This is a genomic window from Gordonia iterans (assembly GCF_002993285.1).
Taxonomy (GTDB): domain Bacteria; phylum Actinomycetota; class Actinomycetes; order Mycobacteriales; family Mycobacteriaceae; genus Gordonia; species Gordonia iterans.
In genome coordinates, this window is record NZ_CP027433.1 from 860367 (window position 1) to 880936 (window position 20570).

Genomic DNA, 20570 nt, shown 5'->3' on the forward strand with positions numbered 1-20570 from the left:
ATCAGAGAAGAAGAGGTGGAGGCGTGACGCAGATGATGCAGAATGCCGCAGCATCCGGCCCGGCCGGCAAGTGCCCGTTCATGACGCAGGAGGGGTGGGATTTCACCAACCCCGATCTGCTGGAGCAGGGAATCCCGGTCAAGGAGTTCGCCGAACTCCGCAAGACGGCTCCGGTCTGGTGGAATCCGCAATTGCCCGGCAAGGGCGGCGGCTTCCACGACGGCGGCTACTGGGTCATCTCCCGACACAAGGACATCCGCGACATCTCCAAGAACGCCGAGGACTGGTCGACCGCAGAGAACGGCGTCATCATGCGGTTCGACGACGAGATGACCCAGGAGCAGCTCGACGTCACCAAGGCGCTGCTGATCAACCACGACCCGCCCGAGCACACCCGGATGCGCAAGGTGGTCTCGCGTGCGTTCACGCCGAAGGCGGTGCACGCGCTGGAAGAGAAGCTCGACGACGCCGCTCGCGCCATCGTGCAGAAGGCCGCCGACGCCGGCAGCGGCGACTTCGTCCACCAGGTGGCCGTCGACCTTCCGCTGCTCGCGATCGCCGACCTCCTCGGCGTGCCCGAGGAAGACCGGATGAAGCTCTTCGACTGGTCCAACTCGATGATGAACGCGGAGGACCCCGAGTACACCACCGACCCGCAAGTCGCCTCGGCGGAGATCCTGGGCTACGGCTACAACATGGCGGATGCGCGCCGGAAGTGCCCGGCCGAGGACATCGTCACCACGCTGGTCCACGCCGACATCGACGGGCACTCGCTCGACGAGGCCGAGTTCGGCTTCTTCTTCATCCTGCTGACCGTCGCCGGCAACGAGACCACCCGGAACGCGATCAGTCACGGGATGAACGCCTTCCTCGACAACCCCGAACAGTGGGAACTGTTCAAGGCCGAGCGCCCGGCTACGGCCGTCGACGAGATCGTCCGCTGGGCCACCCCGGTCAACTGCTTCCAGCGCACCGCCAAGCACGACGTGGAAATCGGCGGTCAGGAGATCAAAGCCGGACAGCGAGTCGGACTCTTCTACGGTTCGGCGAACTACGACGAGGACGTGTTCGACGACCCGTTCGCCTTCAACATCCTGCGCGATCCCAACCCGCACGTCGGTTTCGGCGGCAACGGCACGCACTTCTGCATCGGCGCCAATCTCGCGCGCATGGAGATCAACCTGATGTTCAACGCGCTCGCCGACATGGTTCCCGACATCACCAAGCTGGACCAGCCGCGCCGCCTCCGGCACGGTTGGATCAACGGGATCAAAGAACTCCAGGTCGACTACGGGACCCGATAGTCATGGGCGAGGAGGGCGCGCTTCCGCCGTACCTGAGCATCGACCGGGAGAACCATCCGGCGGTGCTGGCGGGTCGTCGTTCACGGGAGGCCGTGGCGGCCCGCGACAAGGACGCCTGGCTGGCGAACTTCGCGGCCGACGGGACCGTCGAGGATCCCGTCGGACCGTCGATGTTCGACGAAGACGGCGTGGGTCACCGTGGGGCGCAGCAACTCTCGGAGTTCTGGGACAAGACCATCGGCACCACGGAGCGGATCGACTTCGTCTTCGACAAGGAGATCATCTGCGGTGACGAGGTGGCCTACATCGGCAAGATCGTCACGCATATCGCCGGCCACGTGACCGAGGCCGACGGCGTCTTCACCTACAAGGCAGACGGGAACGGAGACCTGCTCGCCCTCCGGGCGTTCTGGGAGGTGGAGGCGACGATGCAGTCCCTCCGCCCCGCCTGAGTCTCCTGCCTAGCTCTTCTGTCGCGCGGCCAGCACGTTGCCGTCCACCGAGAGCCGTCCCTGCGAGGCGAAGCCGACCGCGATCAGACCCGCGATCAGGGCGAGGCAGAGTTCGTAGCCGCCGTCGGAGGCCCAGAATCCCTGGTCCAGGTGCACGGTGACGATGGCGCCGATCATGTCGATGATCAGCAGCAGGGCGAAGAGCGGCACGGCGAGGCCGACGATCAGTGCGGCGCCGCCGACCAGTTCCACGAGTCCGGCGAACCAGGCCGAGAACGTCGGCGCGGGCACGCCCATCGCCTCGAATCCGGTGGCGACGTTGTCGATCCCGTTGGTGAAGAACTTCTGCCAGCCGTGGGCGAAGAAGATGATGCCGATGATCACGCGGGCGATCGTGGTGGCGACAGACTGGCCTTGTTGGAGGGGAGTCATGGCGTTCCTTCGTTCGGGGGGACAGTGTGCTACCGAGCGTAACCGGACCGGGGTCCGAAATGGAATGTGCCAACCGGATTTTCTCCGGGTCTCCGCGTGATTCTCAGGTCGGTCTCGCGACGGCACCGGCCAGCCTGCGAGGCCGCCGGGCCCGCACCCGATACCCTCACCGCATGCGACGACGTGCACTTGCCTCCGCCGCTGCCGCGGCGGCTCTCGGACTGGCCCTGACCGCCTGCGGCGGAGATTCCACGGAAGCCGCGAACAGTTCGGTCTCCCTCGCCGGTTCGCAGAGCACGACGGTTCCGCCGGCCGCGGACCCGTCGGCGGCCTCCTCCGTCGAAGCGTCCGCTCCGGCGCCCTCCGCGGGGCGTACGACGGCGGACACGGCGACGCCTGCGCCCGGCACGCCGCCGGCCGACCGGGTGCAGCCGGGCGCCATCGTGAGCGGCGAGGGCTTTCTGCGACCGGGCAGCGGCACCGACTACCAGTTCGCCGCGGGTGACGGGAAGTGGACGTGCGTGATGACGCAGGAGGTGGCCGGGTGTACGGGAGAGCTCGCATCCGGAGGGCCCGCTCGATCAGACGGTGTCGCGGTGACCTCGGAGGGCAAGTCCGCGTTCGCCGTCGGCACGGCCGAGGACTTCGCTCCGAGCGGCGCCGCGAAGGAGCTGCCGACGGGACGTTCACTGCCGAACGGCACCTTCGTGTGCACCGCGTTCCAGGACGGGATCCAGTGCGAGACCACCTCCGGTGCCGCCGGTTTCAAGCTCACCGAGAACCAGAGCGTGAACTGGTGACCCTCGTCGCGGTAGAGCCACGCGAGCCTCGAATGTTGGTGGTCGAGTAGGTGAGGAATCCGGTGGTCGAGTAGGTGAGGAAGCCGGTGGTCGAGTAGGTGAGGAAGCCGGTGGTCGAGTAGGTGAGGCGCTAGCCGAGCCGTATCGAGACCTAGCCGAGCCGTATCGAGACCTAGCCCGCAACTCTATGGCCGGTCCGCTCCGACGGTGACATCGGGTCGTCGGGAGCTCCCCGGCTGGAGACCCAAGACGCTAAGGCCGGTCCGCTCCGACGAGCCACATCGAGAAGTACTGCGAGCCGCCGCCGTAGGCGTGCCCCAGCGCCTTCCGGGCGCCGTCGACCTGATGGTCGCCGGCTTTACCCATCACCTGGATCGCGGCCTCGGCGCAGCGGATCATGCCGGAGGCGCCGATCGGATTCGACGAGAGCACGCCCCCGGACGCATTGACCGGGAGCCGCCCGCCGATCTCGGTGTCCCCGGCCTCGGTGAGCTTCCAGCCCTCGTTCTCCGGCACGAAGCCGAGGTTCTCCAGCCACATCGGCTCGAACCACGAGAACGGCACGTAGATCTCGGCGACGTCCACCTCGTCGAGCGGATTCGCGATGCCGGCCGATCTCCACAGCGCGGCCGCGGCGTCGCGTCCGGCCTGCGGACTCACCACGTTGCGGTGCGAGTAGGCGAGCGGCTCGGTGCGCATCGCGGTGGCGTGGATCCAGGCCACCGGCCGGCCGTCGGCGACGGCGTCGTCCGCGGCTGCCTCGTCGCCGATCACCACCGCGCACGCGCCGTCCGACGACGGGCACGTCTCGTCGTAGCGGATCGGGTCCCACAGCATCTGCGAACTCATCACCTTGTCGACGGTGAGGTCCGGCTGGTGCAGGTGCGCGAGCGGGTTCTTGGCGCCGTTGCGCCGGTCCTTGGCCGCCACCATCGCCCCAATGTGTTCCGGCGCACCGGAATTCGCGATGTATGCGCGGACGTGTGGCGCAAAGTAGCCGCCGGCGCCGGCGCCGACGGGCATGGTGAACGGCACCGGGATCGAGAGCGCCCACATCGCGTTCGACTCCGACTGCTTCTCCCAGGCGACGGCGAGCACGCGCCGGTGCACGCCCGAGGAGACCAGCGACGACCCGACGATCGCCGTCGAACCGCCGACCGAGCCGGCGGTGTGGACGCGGATCATCCGTTTGCCGACCGCGCCGATCGCTTCGGCCATGGCGAGCTCGGGCATCATCACGCCCTCGAAGAGGTCGGGCGCCTTGCCGATGACGATCGCGTCGATCTGGTCCATCGAGACCTGTGCGTCGTCGAGGGCCCGGTCGATGGCCTCGCGCACCATGCCCGCCATGGTGACGTCGTGCCGTTTGGCCACGTACTTCGTCTGTCCGGTGCCCAGCACCGCGGATCGATTGCGCGCCATCAGTTCTCGCCTCCCGCCAAAGTCACGACCATGTTCTGCTGAAGCAGCGGGCCGCTGGTCGCGTGACCCAGTGCAGTCTCTGCTCGCCCGGTGAGAATCGCGTGCGCCGCGTAGCCGATGCGCTGCAGTCCGCCGGAGAACAAGGCGTTGCCGGTCAGCGCGCCGCCCGAAGGATTGATCTGTACGGAGTCGGGCAGCCGGAGCGCCTGGCGCAGGATGAGTTCCTGATGGGTGTACGGCGCTTGCAACTCGGCGACGTCGACGGCGCGGTCGCGGTCGCCGAACGCGGTGTCGCCGGCCAGCTCGGTCGACGGCGACCGGGTGAGGTCCCGCGCGCCGAAGTTCGGCGAGTCGATCCGGTGATCCCATCCGGTGATGAAGGCCGGGTTCTCGGCGAGCTCGCGGGCGCGCTCCTCGGTGGCGATGACGACGGCCGCGGCGGCGTCCGCGTACGGCGCGATGTCGTGGGGGCGAAGGGGATCGGCCACGTAGTCGGTCGCCAGCAGCTCGTCCGCGGCGGTTCCGGTGGTGCGGGCGGCGACTTCGGCCATGTCGCGCTCGGTCCAGGCGCCGGAGTCGATGCCGGTCCGCGCCTGGAGGCCGGCGAGCGACCGGGCGTCGGGTACCAGCGGTGCGACGGTGTACGGATCGGTCTGGAACGCCAGCGTGCGGTCGGAGTTCCCGGCCGACGCCTTGCCGAAGCCGTAGGCGAGGGCGACGTCGACCTCGCCGGTCAGGATCTTGACCCAGGCCTCGTACAGGGCCCACGCTCCGTCCATCTCGACGTGCGACTCGTTGATCGGCGGCACCGCGCCGATGGCGTCGATCGCCGAGATGAACGAGAATGCCCGCCCGGCAAGGTAATCCGACGAACCGCTGCACCAGAAGTCGATGTCCGAGCGGGTGATCCCGAGCTGCGAGTAGAGACGGTCGAAGCAGGGGATCAGCATCTCGACGCCGTTGGTGGTGCCGGTGGTGGCGGCGACGTTGCGGCTGTGGGCGAATCCGACGATAGCGATGCGGGGCTGTTGCTGTGTGGTCATAGGTGGTCCCGGTAGGCCTCGCGCGGCGCGTCCGGCTCACCGGTCGGCGCGAAGTGGCTGATGTTCTTGAGGGTGTGGTCCCATTCGTCCTCTGGACGCCAGACCGCTTTGACGCGCATGCCCATGCGCACCTCGTCGGCGGGGCAGTCGAGAATCAGGTGCAAGAACGGGATGTCGGCGCCGTCGAGAAGGACGTATGCGGCGACGTACGGCGGCGTGATCTGCTGCCCGAGGAACGGGACGTTGACGATGCAGAACGTGGTGACGATTCCGGTGTCGGGAAGTTCCACGCGCTCAGTGGTTCTGGATCCGTCCGCCGGGCTGGCCTGCCGGGGTGGGAAGTAGACCTCGCCGGTCGTCACACGTCCGCCGTAGAGCTTTCCGTGCTTGAGGCCGTCGAGGTACCAGGACTCCTCCTCGGTGGCGGCGTGCCGGATCTCCAGTGCCACGGGCGTCTCGATGACGACGCGCTCGTCGGCGGTCGAGTCCCCCTCTGCGGCGGAGTCTTGTTCGCTGGTCGAGCGAAGTCGAGACCCCGCCCCGCCAGCTCCTTGAGCCCCTACGTCCGCTCCTTGAGCCGCTACGTCCGCTCCTTGAGCCGCTACGTCCGCTCCTTGAGCCCCGTCGAAAGGAACAAAGCATGCGATGTCGTCGATCCGTCCGGTGCGCGCTTCCCGCCAGGCGGCCTGTACTCGCATACCGGTGGACATGGCGGCGGGGTCGTCGACGTCGACCGCGTGGAGCACTGCGCTGTCGGCGCCGTCGAGCTGGATCAGTGCCCAGGCGAACGGTTTCGAGAGCGGCTGTCCGGCAAGGGGTTTCGGCTGCCACGACCAGCTGGTCACGATGCCCGTGGCACCCACCTCGACGAGCTCGTGGGTGGGGCGTCCGGTGCGCGGGTCGAACTCGGAGGGCGGTACCAGGACGCGTCCGTCGGAGGTGCGCCCGCCGAGGATCCGTCCCTCGCGCAGTGCGAGTGCGAACGGCGACAGGACTGGTCCGAGGGAGCGGGTGTAGTCGAAGGAGATCGCGAGATCGGCTTCCAGGATCTCGGTCTCCGGTGCGGGAACCTCGACCTCGGGGCTCGGCCGCACGGGTCCGGGTGCTGCGCTCGTGGTCACACCAGAAGTAGAACAGGTTCTAGTTTGCTGCGCAAGGGTTTGCTCGCGGTAGGGAGGCTGCCGGGTGCGGTCAGGACTTCTTGGTCGTCGAGATCGCCGAGCCCATTGCTACGGCGCACAGGGTGGCTGCGCCGTCGTCGTCGACGATCTCGATCTCACAGCGGCTGGTCGCTTTGCGTCGTCCGCCACCGACGAGCCGGGCGGTGGAGCGCAGTACCGCGCCGTCGCGGGCGGCGGCGAGGTAGTCGATGGTGAATCCGTTGGTCAGCACCTCCGGGCCGAGCGCCAGCGCTGCCGCGTAGGTGAGCGAGTTGTCCGCGAGATAGGCGAGCACGCCGCCGTGGATCAGCCCGAACTGCTGGCGCAGGCGATCGTCCACGTCGAGCTCGAGGACGACGTGCTCGTCGGACACTTCCGCCACGCGCGCGCCGAGCAGCCGGCTGAAGGGCTGCGCGTCCAGCACCGCTCTCGCGACCTCGATGTCCACGCATCCGAGGGTGCGCGGCAAGAGCGGACCCGTCAAGCGGCTTGAGGCGGCTGCTACTCCCCGGTGAAGACCGGCTTCTCCTTGTTCGCGAAGGCGCGGGGGCCGATCTTGGCGTCGGCGGAGCCGAACACCTTCATGCCGAGCTGGGCTTCGGCGACGAAGGCCTCTTCCTCGTGCACACCCTCGGAGTCGCGGATGGTCTTGAGGATCGCCTGCACGGCGACGGGGCCGTTCGCGGCGATCTGGTCGGCGATCTCCAGGGCTTTGTCGAGCGCGGAGCCGTCGGGCACCACGTAGCCGATCAGGCCGTACTCCTTGGCCTCGGCGGCGGTGATGTGGCGGCCGGTCAGCAGCAGGTCGCACGCGACGGTGTACGGGATCTGCCGGACCAGGCGGACGGCGCTTCCGCCTAGCGGGAACAGGCCCCAGCGTGCCTCGGAGACGCCGAACTTGGCGCTTTCGCCGGCGACCCGGATGTCGGTGCCCTGCAGGATCTCGGTTCCGCCCGCGATCGCCGGCCCCTCCACCGCGGCGATGAGCGGCTTGGTCAGCCGTCGTCCTTTGAGCAGCGCGGGGAGTTTGGTCAGGTCCCAGCCGCCCTGTGCGAACGAGTCGCCGGGCGCCGAACGGTTCATGGCCTTGAGATCGGCGCCCGCGCAGAAGTAGCCGCCGGCGCCGGTCAGGATCGCGACGCGAATGTCCGGGTCGTCGTCGATCCGGTCCCAGGCCTCCACCATGATCCGCATCATCTCGCCGGACAGAGCATTGCGCGCCTGCGGCCGGTTCATGGTGACGATCAGGACGTGGCCGCGCTTCTCGACCAGGCATTCGGGGGCGTTGGTGTCCGGCATCGGATCTCCTGACGTGGGGAAATGAACCTACCTCTTGCCGCAGAACAGTAACACGTTCTAGTTTTGACGCATGGCCAGAATCAGCACCGAACTCGCTACGCGCTTCGGCATCGACCTGCCCGTCTTCGGCTTCACGCCCAGTCAGGAGGTCGCAGCGGCGATCAGCCGCGCCGGCGGACTGGGAGTGCTCGGCTGCGTGCGCTTCAACGACCCCGGTGAGCTCGACGAGGTGCTGGAGTGGATGCATCAGAACACCGACGGCAAGCCGTTCGGCGTCGACGTCGTGATGCCGGCCAAGATCCCGACCGAGGGCGCCAAGGCCGACCTGGACACGATGATCCCGCCCGAGCATCGGGCCTTCGTCGAACGCACCCTCGACGACCTCGGCGTCCCGCCCCTGGCGGACGGATCAGACCGCGTGAACACGGGTGTGCTGGGCTGGCTCCATTCGGTGGCGCGAAGCCACGTGGACGTCGCCATGGAACACGCGCGCAAGTACGGACAGATCAAGCTCATCGCCAACGCGCTCGGGTCGCCCCCGGACGACGTCATCGCGCAGTCCCATGAGAACGGGGTCGCCGTCGCGGCCCTGGCCGGCACGAAAGAGCATGCCCTGCACCATGTCCAGGCCGGGGTCGACATCGTGATCGCCCAGGGGTACGAGGGCGGCGGTCACACCGGCGAGGTCACCTCGATGGTGCTCTGGCCGGAGATCGTCGACGCCGTCGGCGACATCGCGCCGGTCCTGGCCGCGGGCGGCGTGGGCAGCGGCCGGCAGATGGCCGCCGCGATCGCTCTCGGCGCGCAGGGCGTGTGGATGGGCACCTACTGGCTCACCGCCGCCGAGTACCGGCTCGGCGCCACCGGCGACGGTCCGTCGACGGTGCAGAAGGCACTGCTGAGCGCGACCTCCCGGGACACCGTCCGCCGGCGCATCTACTCCGGCAAGCCCGCGCGGCTGCTCAAGACCAAGTGGACCGACGCGTGGGACGCCGCGAATGCGCCGGAGCCGTTGCCCATGCCGCTGCAGAACCTGCTCGTCGGCGAGGCGCACGCCCGGATCTCGCAGAGCGACGACCCGGAGGTGGTGGCGATGCCGGCCGGCCAGATCGTCGGCCGCTGCAACGAGATCGTGCCGGTCGCGGACCTGATCGCCGGTCTGCTCGCGGAGTACGAACAGGCCGTCGCCCGGATGGACTCGACGCTGGGCTGACCCGCGTCGAAGCCCGAACGGACGAGGTCAGCCGCGCCCGTACTTGCGGTTGAACTTCTCCACGCGGCCCGCCGAGTCGACCAGGCGCTGGCTGCCGGTCCAGAACGGGTGCGAGTCGCTGCTCACCTCGACGACGATGAGCGGGTAGACGTTGCCGTCTTCCCATTCGACGGTCTCGGCGGAGGTGGCGGTCGACCGCGTCAGGAACTGGCTACCGGTGGATGCGTCGCGGAAGACGACGGGGCCGTAGGCGGGGTGGATTCCGGGTTTCATCGGGTGGTCTCCTCAGAGTTGATCGAATCGGCGGCGAGGTCGCGAGCGACCCCCTCGACTGTGCTCGGGGAGCTGGAGGCTTCGCTCGGGGAGCTGGAGGCTTTGCTCGGGGAGCTGGAGTCGCAGGGGTCCAGATGGATGTCGCCGAACGGTGAGGGCAGGGCGGCGAGATAGTCGGCGCCCCGGGCGAGTTCGTCGTCGGTCAGGAGGGCATCGCGCAGCGCCTGCTCGATCTCGGCGGGCTCGGCGCGGTGCGTCACCGCGACGATCGACGAGTGGCGGTCGCCGTGCTCGTCGTCCCAGCGCAGGGACGCCATGGCGCGCACCTCCGGCGTGACCGACGACAGTTCGTCCTCGCCGCGCGCGGCGATCCAGCGGGCCACCCGGCTGACGCCGAGGGAGCCGCCGGCGGATTCGAGCCACAGAACGTCGTCCGGGCTGGAAGTGAGCCAGAGCCGGCCCCGCGCGGTGATCACGCCGTCGAGCAGCACGTCGATGGCGTCGTGCAGCCGTTCGGGGTGGAACGCCCGGTCGGCCTCGAAGGTCACCACCGCGATGCCGCAGTCGGACTCGAGCGGCGGGCACCCGTCGAGCAACGGATCGAAGGCGGTGTGCAGCCGTCCCCGCCGCGACTCGGGGCGCGTGGCGGCCAGCGAGACCAGCAACTCCCGCGGCCCGAACGGGTCTCCCGGATGCAGGACGGTCTGGATCGCGGCGGGGTTGATGCGCCGGAGCGCCGCGCACAGGCGCGCCTGTTCATAGCGGTCGTCGGGATCGCCGGAGCACTCGGCCACCAGGACGTCGGCGAAGCGGGCCTGCGCGACGGCCACCTGGGCCAGAGTCCGTTCGTCTTCCACCTCCGAGAGGCCTGCTTCGCAGAGGGTGAGGTCGCCGGTGGCGTCGTTCAGCCAGGCCGCACCGTCGACCGCGGTGACCGTCGCCCGCACGACGACGTCGTCGCCCGCCACGCCCTCGGGCAGGTCGTCGGTCTCCACGAGGGTGCCGAGGATCTCGGCGACCACCGGCTCGGGTTCGAAGGCCGGATCGAGCACCACGACGATGCGTTCGACGCCGTCCGTGCGGTGCAGCGTACGCAGCATCGGCAGCAGGTCGTACCGGAGAGTGCAGGTGGCGCAGCCGTGCTCCAGCGGCACGCCCTCGATGGCGAACTGATCGGCGTCGCCGATCACGGTGCGCGTCTGCCGGACGACGTAGCCGAGCGGCAGTGCGCGCAGATCGTGCGAGATGAATGCGGTGCCGGGGACGGCCAGGGCGTTCGCCATGCGGGCATTGGCTTCCCTGTTGAGTCCGGTCACCAGGGTCACCGGGGTGCGCAGGTCCACTCGATTGCCTCCTTGTTGGGAACGATTTCCATTGCGTTGCCACGTACGGTACCGTCGCCTGGGTCGTAACGCCAATCGTTTTCATTAAGGAGGACGCATGAGTTCTCGCTGTCAGGTGACCGGCAAGGTGCCGGGCTTCGGCAAGCAGGTCTCGCATTCGCACCGGCGCACGTCGCGTCAGTGGCGGCCGAATGTGCAGCGTCGCACGTACTGGGTGCCCAGCCTGCGCCGGAAGGTGACCATGCGTGTCAGCACGGACGGAATCAAGATCATCGACCGCGACGGCATCGACGCGGTGGTCGCACGCCGGCTCGCGGCGGGGGAGAAGTTCTGATGGGCAAGAGCACCGACGTCCGTCCGATCGTGAAGCTCAAGTCCACCGCAGGCACCGGCTACACGTACGTGACCCGCAAGAACCGCCGCAACGACCCCGACCGGATGGTCTTGCGCAAGTACGACCCGGTCGCTCGGCGGCACGTCGACTTCCGGGAAGAACGTTGAGGAGAATCCATGGCTAAGAAGTCCAAGATCGTCGCGGACGCACGACGACGAGAGGTGGTCGCCCGGTACGCCGAGCGGCGCGCCGAACTGAAGCGGATCATCGTCGATCCGGCGAGCACGCCGGACCAGCGCGATGCCGCGCAGCGGGAGCTGATGCGGCAGCCTCGTGACGCCAGCCCGGTGCGGCTGCGCAACCGGGATGCCGTCGACGGCCGTCCGCGCGGCTATCTGCGGAAGGCCGGCATCTCCCGGATCCGCTTCCGCGAGATGGCGCACAAGGGCGAACTGCCCGGGATCTCGAAAGCGAGCTGGTGATGGGAACGCAGAAGAAGCGCAAGGCCGGGGAGCGCAAGCGTCCGGCGCGCAAGGCGGACTCGAGTCTGACCTTCGACTACAAGGACACCGCGACGCTGCGGAAGTTCCTCAGCGATCGCGGCCGGATCCGCTCGCGCGCGGTCACCGGACTGTCGCCGCAACAGCAGCGCCAGCTGGCGACGGCCGTCCGCAACGCCCGGGAAATGGCCCTGCTGCCGTTCAGCACCCGCTGACGGCGAGCAGGCTCCCGAGTTCGTCGAGCACCACCGGTGCGGTGCCGAGGGTGAATTCGTTCTGCTTGGCACGCAAGAAGTACCGATGTGCCGGGTGTGAGGTGTCCAGGCCGACGCCGCCGTGCACGTGCACCGCGGTGTGGGCGACTCGGTGGCCCGCCTCGTCGGCCCAGAACTTGGCGGTCGCCACGGCGGCGGTGATCTCCGCCTGGGAGGCGCCCGAATCCGGCGAGAGGAGCCACGCGGCCTGGGCGACGGTGAGCGCCAGTCCCTGCACGTCGATGTAGCCGTCGGCGAGCCGCTGGGCGACCGCCTGGAACGATCCGATCGCCCGGCCGAACTGTTCGCGTTCGCGGGCGTACTCGGCCGTCGCCTCCAGGGCTGCTGCCACCACGCCGGACTGATCGGCGGCGACTGCAAGCCGGAGGAGATCGGCGACGCGGACCACGGTCGACGCGCCGTCGCGCAGCAGGTGCGCCGCGTCGACCGTGACGTCGTCGAACTCGACGGAGTAGACGGGAGTCAGGCCGGTGCTCGGGGTCTCGATCACAGTGACGCCGCGCGCATCCGTGGCGACCACCGCCACCGTCGCGCCGTCCGGGCCGAGCGCGTTCACCAGCAGGTGGTCGGCGGCGTCGGCATAGGGCACATTCACTTTGGCGCCGGTGAGGCGGCCGTCGGCGAGCCGGGTAGACGGAGCGATCACGGAGACCCCGAGATCCTCCTCGAAGGCGGCGCCGAGCACTACGGCGCCGTCGGCGGCCCCGACGGCCAGCAGCTCGAGCAGCTCCGGGGAGCCGAACTCGACGATCGCAGGGAGAGCGGCCACGGCGTGCGGACCGTAGGGCACGCGGGCCAGGCTGCGGCCGAGCGCCGTGGCGACGGCGACGGTCTCCTCGCTGCCCAGCGTCTCGTCGGCGCCGATTCCGAGCAGGCCTGCCTCGCCGAGTGCGCGCCAGAGCCGGACGTCCAGGGGGGCCTGTGCGGCCTCCAGCTCGGCGATGCGCTCGGCGGTGCTGATGCTGCTCGCGATGTCGCCGGCCAGTGCGCCGGCCTCGGCTGCGGTCTCGGTGGGGGTGAAGTCCATGGGGGGTTCTCGTCTCCTTCCGGTGGCGGGTGTTCAGCGCCGGGCCGCAGGCAGTTTCAGCGCCAGCATGCCGATGATGTCGCGCTGGACCTCGTTGGTTCCGCCTCCGAAGGTGAGGATCAGCGACGTGCGGGCGAAGCGCTCGAGCCGTCCGGCGAGGTGCGCGCCCGGACTGCCGGCACGGAGCGTGGCGGACGGGCCGAGCACTTCCATCAGGAGCCGGTAGGCCTCGGTGGCGAACTCCGTGCCGTACACCTTGGTGGCCGAGGCGTCAGCCGGCGACGGGGACCCGCCCTGTGCGGCGATCGAGGCGACCTTCCAGTTGATCAACTTGAGGAACTCGACCTTGGCGTGGACGCGGGCGAGGTTCGCGGCGACCCACGGGACCTCGATCAGGCGCCGGTTGCCGGCGCACTCGGCGCGGGCGAAGGCGACGGTCTCGCGCAGTGCCGTCTGGATCGGCGCCGCACTGCACAGCGCCACGCGCTCGTGGTTGAGCTGGTTGGTGACCAGCGGCCAGCCGCCGCCCTCCGCGCCGACCAGCGCCGTGTCCGGCACCCGCACGTTCTCGTAGTAGGTGGCCGAGGTGTCGACCCCGGACATGGTGTGCACCGTCGTGTACGAGAAGCCGTCGGACGACGTGGGCACGATCAGCATCGAGATGCCCTTGTGCTTGGGTGCTTCCGGGTCCGTGCGGCAAGCCAGCCACACGTAGTCCGCGTACGGGATGAGACTGGTCCACATCTTCTGGCCGTTGATCACGTACTCGTCGCCGTCACGGATCGCCGTGGTGCGCAGCGAGGCGAGGTCGGTGCCCGCGCCCGGCTCGGAGTAGCCGATCGAGAAGTGCAGCTGACCTGCGGCGATCCGCGGCAGAAAGAACTCTTTCTGCTCGTCCGTCCCGAAGGCCATGATCGTCGGCGCCACCGAGTTGATCGTCAGGAACGGCACCGGCGCGCCGGCGATCGCCGCCTCGTCGGTGAAGATCAGCTGGTCCATCATCGAGCGGTTCGCGCCGCCGTACTCGGTCGGCCAGCCCAGGGCCAGCCAGCCGTCGGCGCCCATCTGGCGCACCACGTCGCGGTACGCGTCGCCCTCGCCGAGTTCACCCTCGCCGCCGGTGAGCGCGCGCCGTCGCTCCGGCGTCATCAGGCCGGCGAAGTAGGCCCGCAGTTCGCGGCGCAGCGACTCCTGTTCGGGCGTGTAGGCGATCCGCACTGAGGGCTCCCTTGCTTGGCTGTTTCTGAAACACGTTCTAACGTGTATTCACGGGTCCGTCAACACCCGGGCCGGCGAAACGGTGGAGGAAGCGATGCGAGTGACGTGTGATTTCGACCTGTGCGAGTCGAATGCGGTCTGTGTGGGGATGGCGCCTGACGTCTTCGAGCTCGACGACAACGACTACCTGGTGATTCTCGATGAACAGGTGCCCGCGGAGCGGGAAGAGGAGATGCGCCAAGTGGTCGCGAGCTGTCCGCGCTCGGCCCTGCGGCTGGAGGAGTGACCCGCGTGGTGATCGCGAAAGGTCTCGCTCCGGAGCCTCGGTCATGTTAGAACTTGTTCTAGTTTTGACCGAGTGGAGTGGAGCGTGAACATGGGGCAACCGCTGACGCAGCGAGTGGCCGTGGTGACCGGGGCCGGCGACGGCCTGGGTCGCGCGGAGGCGATCGGACTGGCGCGCGACGGGGCGACGGTGATCGTCAACGATCTGGCGGCCTCCCTCGAACGCAGCGACGTCACCGAGCAGATCGAGCAGGCGGGCGGCACCGCGGTGGCGGTCGCCGGCGACATCGCCGATGCGGACACGGCCGCCCGGATCATGACCGTGGCCACCGAGGAGCTCGGCGGCCTGCACGTCGTCGTCAGCAATGCGGGCATCACCCGCGACGCGATGCTGTTCAACATGACCGACGACGAGTGGGATGCGGTGGTGCGCGTGCATCTGCGCGGGCACTTCCTGCTCAACCGCAACGCGGCGGCCTACTGGCGGTCGCTGTCCAAGCAGACCGGCGAACCGGTGTACGGGCGGCTGATCAACACCTCGTCGGAGGCCGGCTTGCTCGGTCCCGCCGGTCAGGCGAACTACGGCGCCGCGAAGGCGGGCATCACCGCGCTGACCCTCTCGGCCTCCCGCGCTCTCGGGCGATACGGGGTCTGTGCCAACGCGATCTGCCCGCGCGCACGCACCGCGATGACGGCGCAGGTGTTCGGCGAGGCACCCGAGGGGGAGGTCGATCCGCTCTCTCCGGAGCACGTGGTGACCCTGGTCAGGTACCTCGCCGGACCCGAATCTGCGGACGTCAGCGGACAAGTCTTCGTGGTGTACGGCCCGAAGGTGATGCTGATGGGGGCGCCGACCGTTCGTGAGGTGTTCACCGCCGACGGCGACCGCTGGGAGCCGGGGGCACTGGCGGGCAGCTTGGGCGGCTTCTTCGAAAGCGCTGATGGTGGGACGTTCTCAGCGCAGAATCTCATTTGAGCGCCGGATCGTGAGGTGTGAGCTCCTGGACGCCGGTCGTGATAGCTTCACCCCCGGTTGGGACAAGGAGGGGACTTGCTGAACAGGCTTGCCGCCCCATTGGGGGGAGTCGGCGACTTCGTCGCGCTGTCGGTCGAGACGTCGCGCGAGTTTTTTCGCCGACCCTTCCAGGCGCGCGAGACCGTGGAACAGGCGTGGGCGATCGCCCGTGTCTCGCTGGTCCCGACGCTGCTCGTCGCCATCCCGTTCACGGTGCTGGTGAGCTTCACCCTCAACATCCTGCTCCGCGAGATCGGCGCACAGGACCTGTCCGGCGCCGGTGCGGCGCTGGGCACCATCACCCAGATCGGTCCGATCGTGACCGTGCTGATCGTGGCCGGAGCGGGTGCCACGGCGATTTGCGCAGACCTGGGCGCCCGCACCATCCGCGAGGAGATCGACGCGATGCGGGTGCTCGGCATCAACCCGATGCATCGGCTGGTGGTTCCCCGCGTGATCGCCTCCACCATCGTCGCCCTGCTCCTCAACAGCCTGGTGTGCACCATCGGCCTGGCCGGCGGCTTCGTCTTCTCGGTGTACCTGCAGGACGTGAACCCGGGCGCGTTCATCGCCAACCTCACCCTGCTCACGGGTCTGCCCGAACTGGTCATCTCGATGGTCAAGGCAGCCCTCTTCGGACTCTTCGCCGGACTCGTCGCCTGCTATCGCGGGCTGAACGTCAAAGGCGGCGCCAAGGGGGTGGGCGATGCGGTCAACGAGACCGTCGTCTACTCGTTCATGGCGCTCTTCGTGATCAACGTCGTGGTGACCGCGGTCGGACTGAAAGCGACGGCGGGCTGACCATGGTGCTACCGGAGACGACGAGACTGCTCACCGCGCGGGTGGCGTACAAGCGCGCCGGCGAGGACTGGAACCGGATCGGCGACCAGGCGCTCTTCTATTGGGACGCCGTGGTGTCCATCCCGCGTGCCCTGCGGCAGTACAAGAAGGAGACGCTCCGGCTGATCGCGGAGATCTCGATGGGCACCGGGGCACTCGCGCTGATCGGCGGCACGGTGGTGATCGTCGGCTTCCTCACCCTGTTCACCGGCGGCACCATCGCCGTCCAGGGCTACAGCTCGCTGGCGAATATCGGCGTCGAGGCGCTGACCGGCTTCTTCTCGGCGTTCATCAACGTGCGTATCGCGGTGCCGGTGATCTCCGGGATCGCGCTCGCCGCGACGATCGGCGCCGGAGCCACGGCGCAGCTGGGTTCGATGCGGGTCAGTGAGGAGATCGACGCCCTCGAAGTGATGGCGGTCCCGTCCGTCCCGTACCTGGTGAGCACCCGACTGGTGGCGGGCATGATCGCGATCATCCCGCTCTACTCACTGGCAGCGCTCGCCTCGTTCCTGGCCAGCCGCTTCGCGACCGTCGTCCTGTATGGCCAGTCGTCCGGCGTCTACGACCACTACTTCGACACCTTCCTGATCCCCTCGGACATCCTGTGGTCGTTCGTCCAGGTGATCTGCATGGCGATCGCCGTCATGCTCATCCACACCTACTACGGTTACAACGCGTCCGGCGGCCCCGTCGGCGTGGGCGTCGCCGTCGGCAACGCCGTGCGCGCGTCGCTGGTCGTGGTGGTCGTCATCACCCTGCTCACCTCCCTCGCCATCTACGGCGCCGACGGCAACTTCAACCTGGCGGGCTGAGCGATGCAGAGACACAGGTCAGGGCTGGTGCGCAAGCTTGCCGCGGTGATCATGATCAGTGCGCTGATCGGCGTCGTCGTGCTGGCCACCGGCCAGTTCCTCGGCTGGTTCACCAGCACCCAGAAGGTCACCCTGGTGGCCCCGCGCGCCGGCCTGGTGATGAACCCGGCGGCCAAGGTGACCCTGCGCGGCATCGAAGTGGGCCGGGTCACGAGCGTCCGGAACGACGGCGATCACGCCGTCCTGGAGCTCGACATGAACAGCGCTCGCCTGCAGTACGTGCCGGCGAACGTGCGCGCCGACATCAAGTCGAACACGATCTTCGGCGCCAAGAACGTGAACCTGGTGGTCCCGGAAGAGGGTGCGACGGGACAGCTGCGCGGGGGCATGACGATCAGCGCCGAGCACGTCGTCGTCGAACTCAACACCGTCTACCAGGAACTCGTGAGCGTGCTGGCCCAGTTGGAGCCGGAGAAGCTGACGGTCACCATGAGCGCGGTGTCCGGTGCGCTCGCCGGCAACGGCGAAGACCTCGGGGTCGCCTTGTCCGAGCTCAATACGGTGCTGGGCAAGACTGAGCCGCATCTGCCCCAGCTCAACCGGCTCCTCGAGGAGGCCGCGGGCGCGACCGGCGTCTACGCCGACGCCATGCCCGACCTGATGCGGATCATCGACAACTCCACGGTGATCGGCGACCTCCTCGTGGACAACACGGCGAACCTCGACGCACTCCTGATCAACGTGACCGGCATGGCCAACGCCGGAAACCGGGTACTCGCCGAGTCCAAGAAGGACCTGATGTCCACCCTGTCCGACTTGAATCCGGTGATGTCTCTGCTCGGGTATCAGGCGCCGGGACTGCGCTGCTTCATCACCGCCGCCTCCAACGCCTCGGACGTCGCCGTCCCGCTCCTCGGCGGGCGGAACGGGATGCTCCTGCTCGACGCCGGCCTGATTCCCGGCCAGGACCCGTACCGGTATCCGCAAGACCTGCCCGAGGTGCGTGGCGACGGCCCGCCCACCTGCGAGGGCGGCCTGACCGACGTCGACGCCAAGAAGCCGGTGAAGTTCTACGTGATCGACAACGCGCCGCAGCCGTACCAGCCCCGCACCACGGCCAAGGTGCAGCCTTTCAAGCTGTTCAATCTGCTGTTCGGGGGGCCCGCCCGTGGCTGAGACCGGATATGTGACGGCCGATGACCTGGTCGCCAAGCGGGCCCGCGCCTTCCGGGCGACCGTCATCAAGCTGACCACCTTCGTGGTGGTGATGGTGCTGGTGATGACGGCGCTGGTGATGGTGTTCAGCCGGTATCAGTCGGGCAGCACCACCAGCTACACGGCGTTGTTCACCAGCGCCTCGGCGATGAAGGCCGGCAGCGATGTGCAGATCGCCGGGGTGGACGTCGGAGTGGTCGACGAAGTGCACCTGAATCGGGACAACGTGGCCGAGGTGTCCTTCACCGTCCGCAACGAGTACCGCCTGCCGAAGTCGGTTCGGGCCCTGATCCGCTACGAGAACCTCACCGGCGACCGGTACATGGAGCTCGCGGCCGGCCTCGGCCCGCCGGGTGAATACCTCGACGGCGGCGCCCAGATCCCCCTCGCGCAGACCGAACCCGCGCTCGACCTGGACAATCTGCTGGGCGGCTTCAAGCCGCTCTTCCGGACGCTCAGCGGCGATCAGGTCAACGAACTGTCCCAGGCTCTGATCGCGGTCTTCCAAGGTCAGGGACCCGCGCTGCAGCAGTTGCTGTCGGCCACCGACTCGTTCACCAACACCCTGGCCGACCGCGACCGGTTGATCAGCTCGGTGATCGACAACCTCAACAAGACCCTCGGCATCCTGGAAGCCGACCACGACGGCCTGGACCAGAGTGTGGACCGCCTGCAGCAGCTGGTCTCCGGCCTGTCCGGCGACCGCGACGTGATCGGCCGGTTCCTGACCCAGTCGGCGTCGGCGTCGAACACCATGGCCGACCTGCTGCAGACCACCCGTCCGGACATCAAGGGCTCGCTGGCGTCGCTGGGTGCCACCTCGGACCAGGCGCTGCAGGCCGAACCGTTCATCCGGAACCTGCTCTCCGAACTGCCCGGGGACTTCAAGACGCTCTCGAACCTCGGCAGTTACGGCGCATGGCTGCAGATCTACTTCTGCCGCATCCGCCTGCAGCTGCCGGGACCGGGCGACACCCAGTACTACTTCACCGCCATCGACGCGATGGGGGACAAGACCAAGGCCGGGGGGAGGTGTGACGGATCGACGCCATGAGTGAGCCGAACACGAACGACGAGAACACGTCCGCGCAGGACGACCTGCCCGAGCCGATCCGGCCGCGCCGGGAAGGCAGGCGTTCGCGCGTGTCGATGGGCGTCATCGGCGTGGTGCTGACGGCGATGCTGGTCATCACGGCGCTGCAGATGGACCGGTTGCCCTTCGTCAGCCAGGTGAGCACGTACGACGTCTACTTCGACGATGCCGGCGGCCTGAGCACCGGCGATCAGGTCGTGGTCGCCGGGGTGCACGTCGGCGACGTCAAGGCCATCGACCTGGCGCGCACCTCCGACGGGTTGAAGGCCAAGATCGTCTTCCGATTGAACGACACCGTGCAGATCGGCGACCGCTCGCGCGCAGCGATCAAGACCGAGACGGTGCTGGGCAGACGGAACCTGACGATCATGCCGCTCGGCGACACGCGACTGCGTCCGGGCGGAGTGATCCCCGTCGACCAGACCGTCGCACCGTATTCGCTGAGCGACGCACTGGAAGACTCGGTCTCCACGCTCACCGAGACCGACACCGAGGAACTCGACAAGGCGCTGACGACGGTGTCCGAGGCCTTCGAAGACACTCCGCCGGAGATGCGCGGCGCCGTCGAAGGGGTCGGCCGGCTGGCGACGGTGATCGCCGACCGCGACAACGCGCTCAACGACCTGCTGAAACGGGCCCGCGGCGTCTCGTCGATCGTCGGCGCGCGGAGCGAGCAGATCCAGAAGATGCTGATCGACGCCAACCTGCTGCTCGGCGAGCTGCAGGTGCGGCGCGAGGCCATCCGGCAGGTGATCGTCGGCACCAAGAACCTGACCGCCGAGCTGACGGGCTTCGTCAAGGACAACGAAGAACAGCTGACCCCGGTGCTCAAGAAGTTCAACCGCGTGCTGGACATCCTCAACGACAACGCCGACAACTTCAGCGACGCCATCGAGAATCTCGGCCCGTACGCGAACATCCTCGGTGAAGCGGTGAGCTCGGGTCCATATTTCTCGTCGCTGGTGGGCCTGCCGACCTGGGGCGACTACATGGGCACCTTCTTGCGCGTGCTCGGCCAGAAATACCCGGAGGCGGCCGAGTATTTCATCAAGTACTCCGGCTTCCCGTTGCTCCCGGGCAACTGGGGTGAGGCGCCGCGCCGCAGCGCCCCGGACGTGAAGCGCCCGACGCCCTCGAGCCGCCCGCCGCAGCCGCCGAACCGCACCTCGCGGCCCACCGGTGCGCCGACGTCGACGACGGGAGGGCGCTGAC

Annotated in this window: 25 protein-coding genes; 15 read left to right on the forward strand and 10 right to left on the reverse strand. The window is 68.4% G+C overall.

Annotated features, from left to right (window positions below; genetic code table 11):
* The first annotated feature begins 32 nt into the window (after positions 1–32).
* Positions 33–1304: a cytochrome P450 gene (locus C6V83_RS03925; RefSeq protein ID WP_325027389.1), complete on the forward strand. Its 1272-nt coding sequence runs from the start codon at positions 33–35 to the stop codon at positions 1302–1304.
* A gap of 2 nt (positions 1305–1306) precedes the next feature.
* The gene (locus C6V83_RS03930; RefSeq protein WP_105941293.1) at positions 1307–1756 is read left to right on the forward strand and encodes a nuclear transport factor 2 family protein; all 450 of its coding nucleotides are present in this window, start codon (positions 1307–1309) and stop codon (positions 1754–1756) included.
* 9 nt (positions 1757–1765) lie between these two features.
* On the opposite strand, the gene C6V83_RS03935 is transcribed toward C6V83_RS03930, so the two are convergent.
* Positions 1766–2188, reverse strand: a complete 423-nt coding sequence (locus C6V83_RS03935; protein WP_105941294.1) for a DoxX family protein — start codon at positions 2186–2188, stop codon at positions 1766–1768.
* A gap of 173 nt (positions 2189–2361) precedes the next feature.
* Here C6V83_RS03935 and C6V83_RS18255 point away from each other — a divergent pair, with 173 nt between their 5' ends.
* Positions 2362–2988, forward strand: coding sequence for a hypothetical protein (locus C6V83_RS18255; RefSeq protein ID WP_159067434.1), 627 nt, complete (start codon positions 2362–2364; stop codon positions 2986–2988).
* 252 nt (positions 2989–3240) lie between these two features.
* On the opposite strand, the gene C6V83_RS03950 is transcribed toward C6V83_RS18255, so the two are convergent.
* The 5 genes from C6V83_RS03950 to C6V83_RS03970 form a co-directional block, all read right to left on the reverse strand.
* The gene (locus C6V83_RS03950; protein ID WP_407646239.1) at positions 3241–4410 is read right to left on the reverse strand and encodes a thiolase domain-containing protein; all 1170 of its coding nucleotides are present in this window, start codon (positions 4408–4410) and stop codon (positions 3241–3243) included.
* Complete coding sequence (locus C6V83_RS03955) at positions 4410–5453, reverse strand: thiolase domain-containing protein (RefSeq protein WP_105941295.1); 1044 nt, start codon at positions 5451–5453, stop codon at positions 4410–4412. The genes C6V83_RS03950 and C6V83_RS03955 overlap by 1 nt, the downstream gene beginning before the upstream one ends.
* A complete protein-coding gene (locus C6V83_RS03960; RefSeq protein ID WP_105941296.1) occupies positions 5450–6574 on the reverse strand; it encodes a Zn-ribbon domain-containing OB-fold protein in 1125 nt (374 codons plus the stop codon). The genes C6V83_RS03955 and C6V83_RS03960 overlap by 4 nt, the downstream gene beginning before the upstream one ends.
* Positions 6575–6644: 70 nt before the next feature.
* Positions 6645–7061, reverse strand: coding sequence for a PaaI family thioesterase (locus tag C6V83_RS03965; protein ID WP_105941297.1), 417 nt, complete (start codon positions 7059–7061; stop codon positions 6645–6647).
* Positions 7062–7114: 53 nt separating this feature from the next.
* Complete coding sequence (locus tag C6V83_RS03970) at positions 7115–7912, reverse strand: crotonase/enoyl-CoA hydratase family protein (protein ID WP_105941298.1); 798 nt, start codon at positions 7910–7912, stop codon at positions 7115–7117.
* Between the two features lie 70 nt (positions 7913–7982).
* Between C6V83_RS03970 and C6V83_RS03975 the strand changes: the two genes are divergently transcribed.
* Positions 7983–9125 carry an NAD(P)H-dependent flavin oxidoreductase gene (locus C6V83_RS03975; RefSeq protein ID WP_407646241.1) on the forward strand — a complete coding sequence of 381 codons (1143 nt, stop codon included), beginning with the start codon at positions 7983–7985 and terminating at the stop codon, positions 9123–9125.
* A 27-nt stretch (positions 9126–9152) separates the two neighbouring features.
* On the opposite strand, the gene C6V83_RS03980 is transcribed toward C6V83_RS03975, so the two are convergent.
* Both C6V83_RS03980 and mrf read right to left on the reverse strand, forming a co-directional pair.
* Entirely contained in the window at positions 9153–9398 is a 246-nt protein-coding gene (locus C6V83_RS03980; protein ID WP_105941299.1) for a type B 50S ribosomal protein L31, read from the reverse strand.
* Entirely contained in the window at positions 9395–10741 is a 1347-nt protein-coding gene (gene mrf / locus C6V83_RS03985) for a ribosome hibernation factor-recruiting GTPase MRF (protein ID WP_234353850.1), read from the reverse strand. The genes C6V83_RS03980 and mrf overlap by 4 nt, the downstream gene beginning before the upstream one ends.
* Positions 10742–10838: 97 nt before the next feature.
* Between mrf and rpmB the strand changes: the two genes are divergently transcribed.
* Genes rpmB through rpsR form a run of 4 tightly spaced genes read left to right on the forward strand, consistent with a single transcriptional unit; the run spans position 10839 to position 11790 of the window.
* Complete coding sequence (gene rpmB / locus C6V83_RS03990; protein WP_105941300.1) at positions 10839–11075, forward strand: 50S ribosomal protein L28; 237 nt, start codon at positions 10839–10841, stop codon at positions 11073–11075.
* Positions 11075–11242, forward strand: a complete 168-nt coding sequence (gene rpmG, locus C6V83_RS03995) for a 50S ribosomal protein L33 (protein WP_105941301.1) — start codon at positions 11075–11077, stop codon at positions 11240–11242. The genes rpmB and rpmG overlap by 1 nt, the downstream gene beginning before the upstream one ends.
* A gap of 9 nt (positions 11243–11251) precedes the next feature.
* The gene (rpsN, locus tag C6V83_RS04000) at positions 11252–11557 is read left to right on the forward strand and encodes a 30S ribosomal protein S14 (RefSeq protein WP_105941302.1); all 306 of its coding nucleotides are present in this window, start codon (positions 11252–11254) and stop codon (positions 11555–11557) included.
* Complete coding sequence (gene rpsR, locus C6V83_RS04005) at positions 11557–11790, forward strand: 30S ribosomal protein S18 (protein ID WP_105941303.1); 234 nt, start codon at positions 11557–11559, stop codon at positions 11788–11790. The genes rpsN and rpsR overlap by 1 nt, the downstream gene beginning before the upstream one ends.
* Here the strand turns inward: rpsR and C6V83_RS04010 are convergent.
* Together C6V83_RS04010 and C6V83_RS04015 are read right to left on the reverse strand one after the other, a co-directional pair.
* A complete protein-coding gene (locus C6V83_RS04010) occupies positions 11777–12877 on the reverse strand; it encodes an acyl-CoA dehydrogenase family protein (protein ID WP_105941304.1) in 1101 nt (366 codons plus the stop codon). The genes rpsR and C6V83_RS04010 overlap by 14 nt on opposite strands.
* Before the next feature lie 33 nt (positions 12878–12910).
* Positions 12911–14095 (reverse strand): acyl-CoA dehydrogenase family protein, encoded by a 1185-nt coding sequence (locus tag C6V83_RS04015; RefSeq protein WP_105941305.1) that lies wholly within the window; start codon positions 14093–14095, stop codon positions 12911–12913.
* Between the two features lie 94 nt (positions 14096–14189).
* Here C6V83_RS04015 and C6V83_RS04020 point away from each other — a divergent pair, with 94 nt between their 5' ends.
* The 7 genes from C6V83_RS04020 (at position 14190) to C6V83_RS04050 (ending at position 20569) form a co-directional block, all read left to right on the forward strand.
* Positions 14190–14381, forward strand: a complete 192-nt coding sequence (locus C6V83_RS04020; RefSeq protein ID WP_105941306.1) for a ferredoxin — start codon at positions 14190–14192, stop codon at positions 14379–14381.
* A gap of 90 nt (positions 14382–14471) precedes the next feature.
* Positions 14472–15356 carry a 3-oxoacyl-ACP reductase gene (locus C6V83_RS04025; protein WP_105941307.1) on the forward strand — a complete coding sequence of 295 codons (885 nt, stop codon included), beginning with the start codon at positions 14472–14474 and terminating at the stop codon, positions 15354–15356.
* Positions 15357–15431: 75 nt separating this feature from the next.
* Positions 15432–16196 (forward strand): MlaE family ABC transporter permease, encoded by a 765-nt coding sequence (locus C6V83_RS04030; protein WP_105941308.1) that lies wholly within the window; start codon positions 15432–15434, stop codon positions 16194–16196.
* Positions 16197–16198: 2 nt separating this feature from the next.
* Complete coding sequence (locus C6V83_RS04035; RefSeq protein ID WP_105941309.1) at positions 16199–17050, forward strand: MlaE family ABC transporter permease; 852 nt, start codon at positions 16199–16201, stop codon at positions 17048–17050.
* Between the two features lie 3 nt (positions 17051–17053).
* A complete protein-coding gene (locus C6V83_RS04040; RefSeq protein ID WP_105941310.1) occupies positions 17054–18226 on the forward strand; it encodes an MCE family protein in 1173 nt (390 codons plus the stop codon).
* Positions 18219–19319: an MCE family protein gene (locus C6V83_RS04045; protein ID WP_234353851.1), complete on the forward strand. Its 1101-nt coding sequence runs from the start codon at positions 18219–18221 to the stop codon at positions 19317–19319. The genes C6V83_RS04040 and C6V83_RS04045 overlap by 8 nt, the downstream gene beginning before the upstream one ends.
* Positions 19316–20569, forward strand: a complete 1254-nt coding sequence (locus C6V83_RS04050; protein ID WP_105941311.1) for an MCE family protein — start codon at positions 19316–19318, stop codon at positions 20567–20569. The genes C6V83_RS04045 and C6V83_RS04050 overlap by 4 nt, the downstream gene beginning before the upstream one ends.
* Position 20570: the final 1 nt, after the last annotated feature.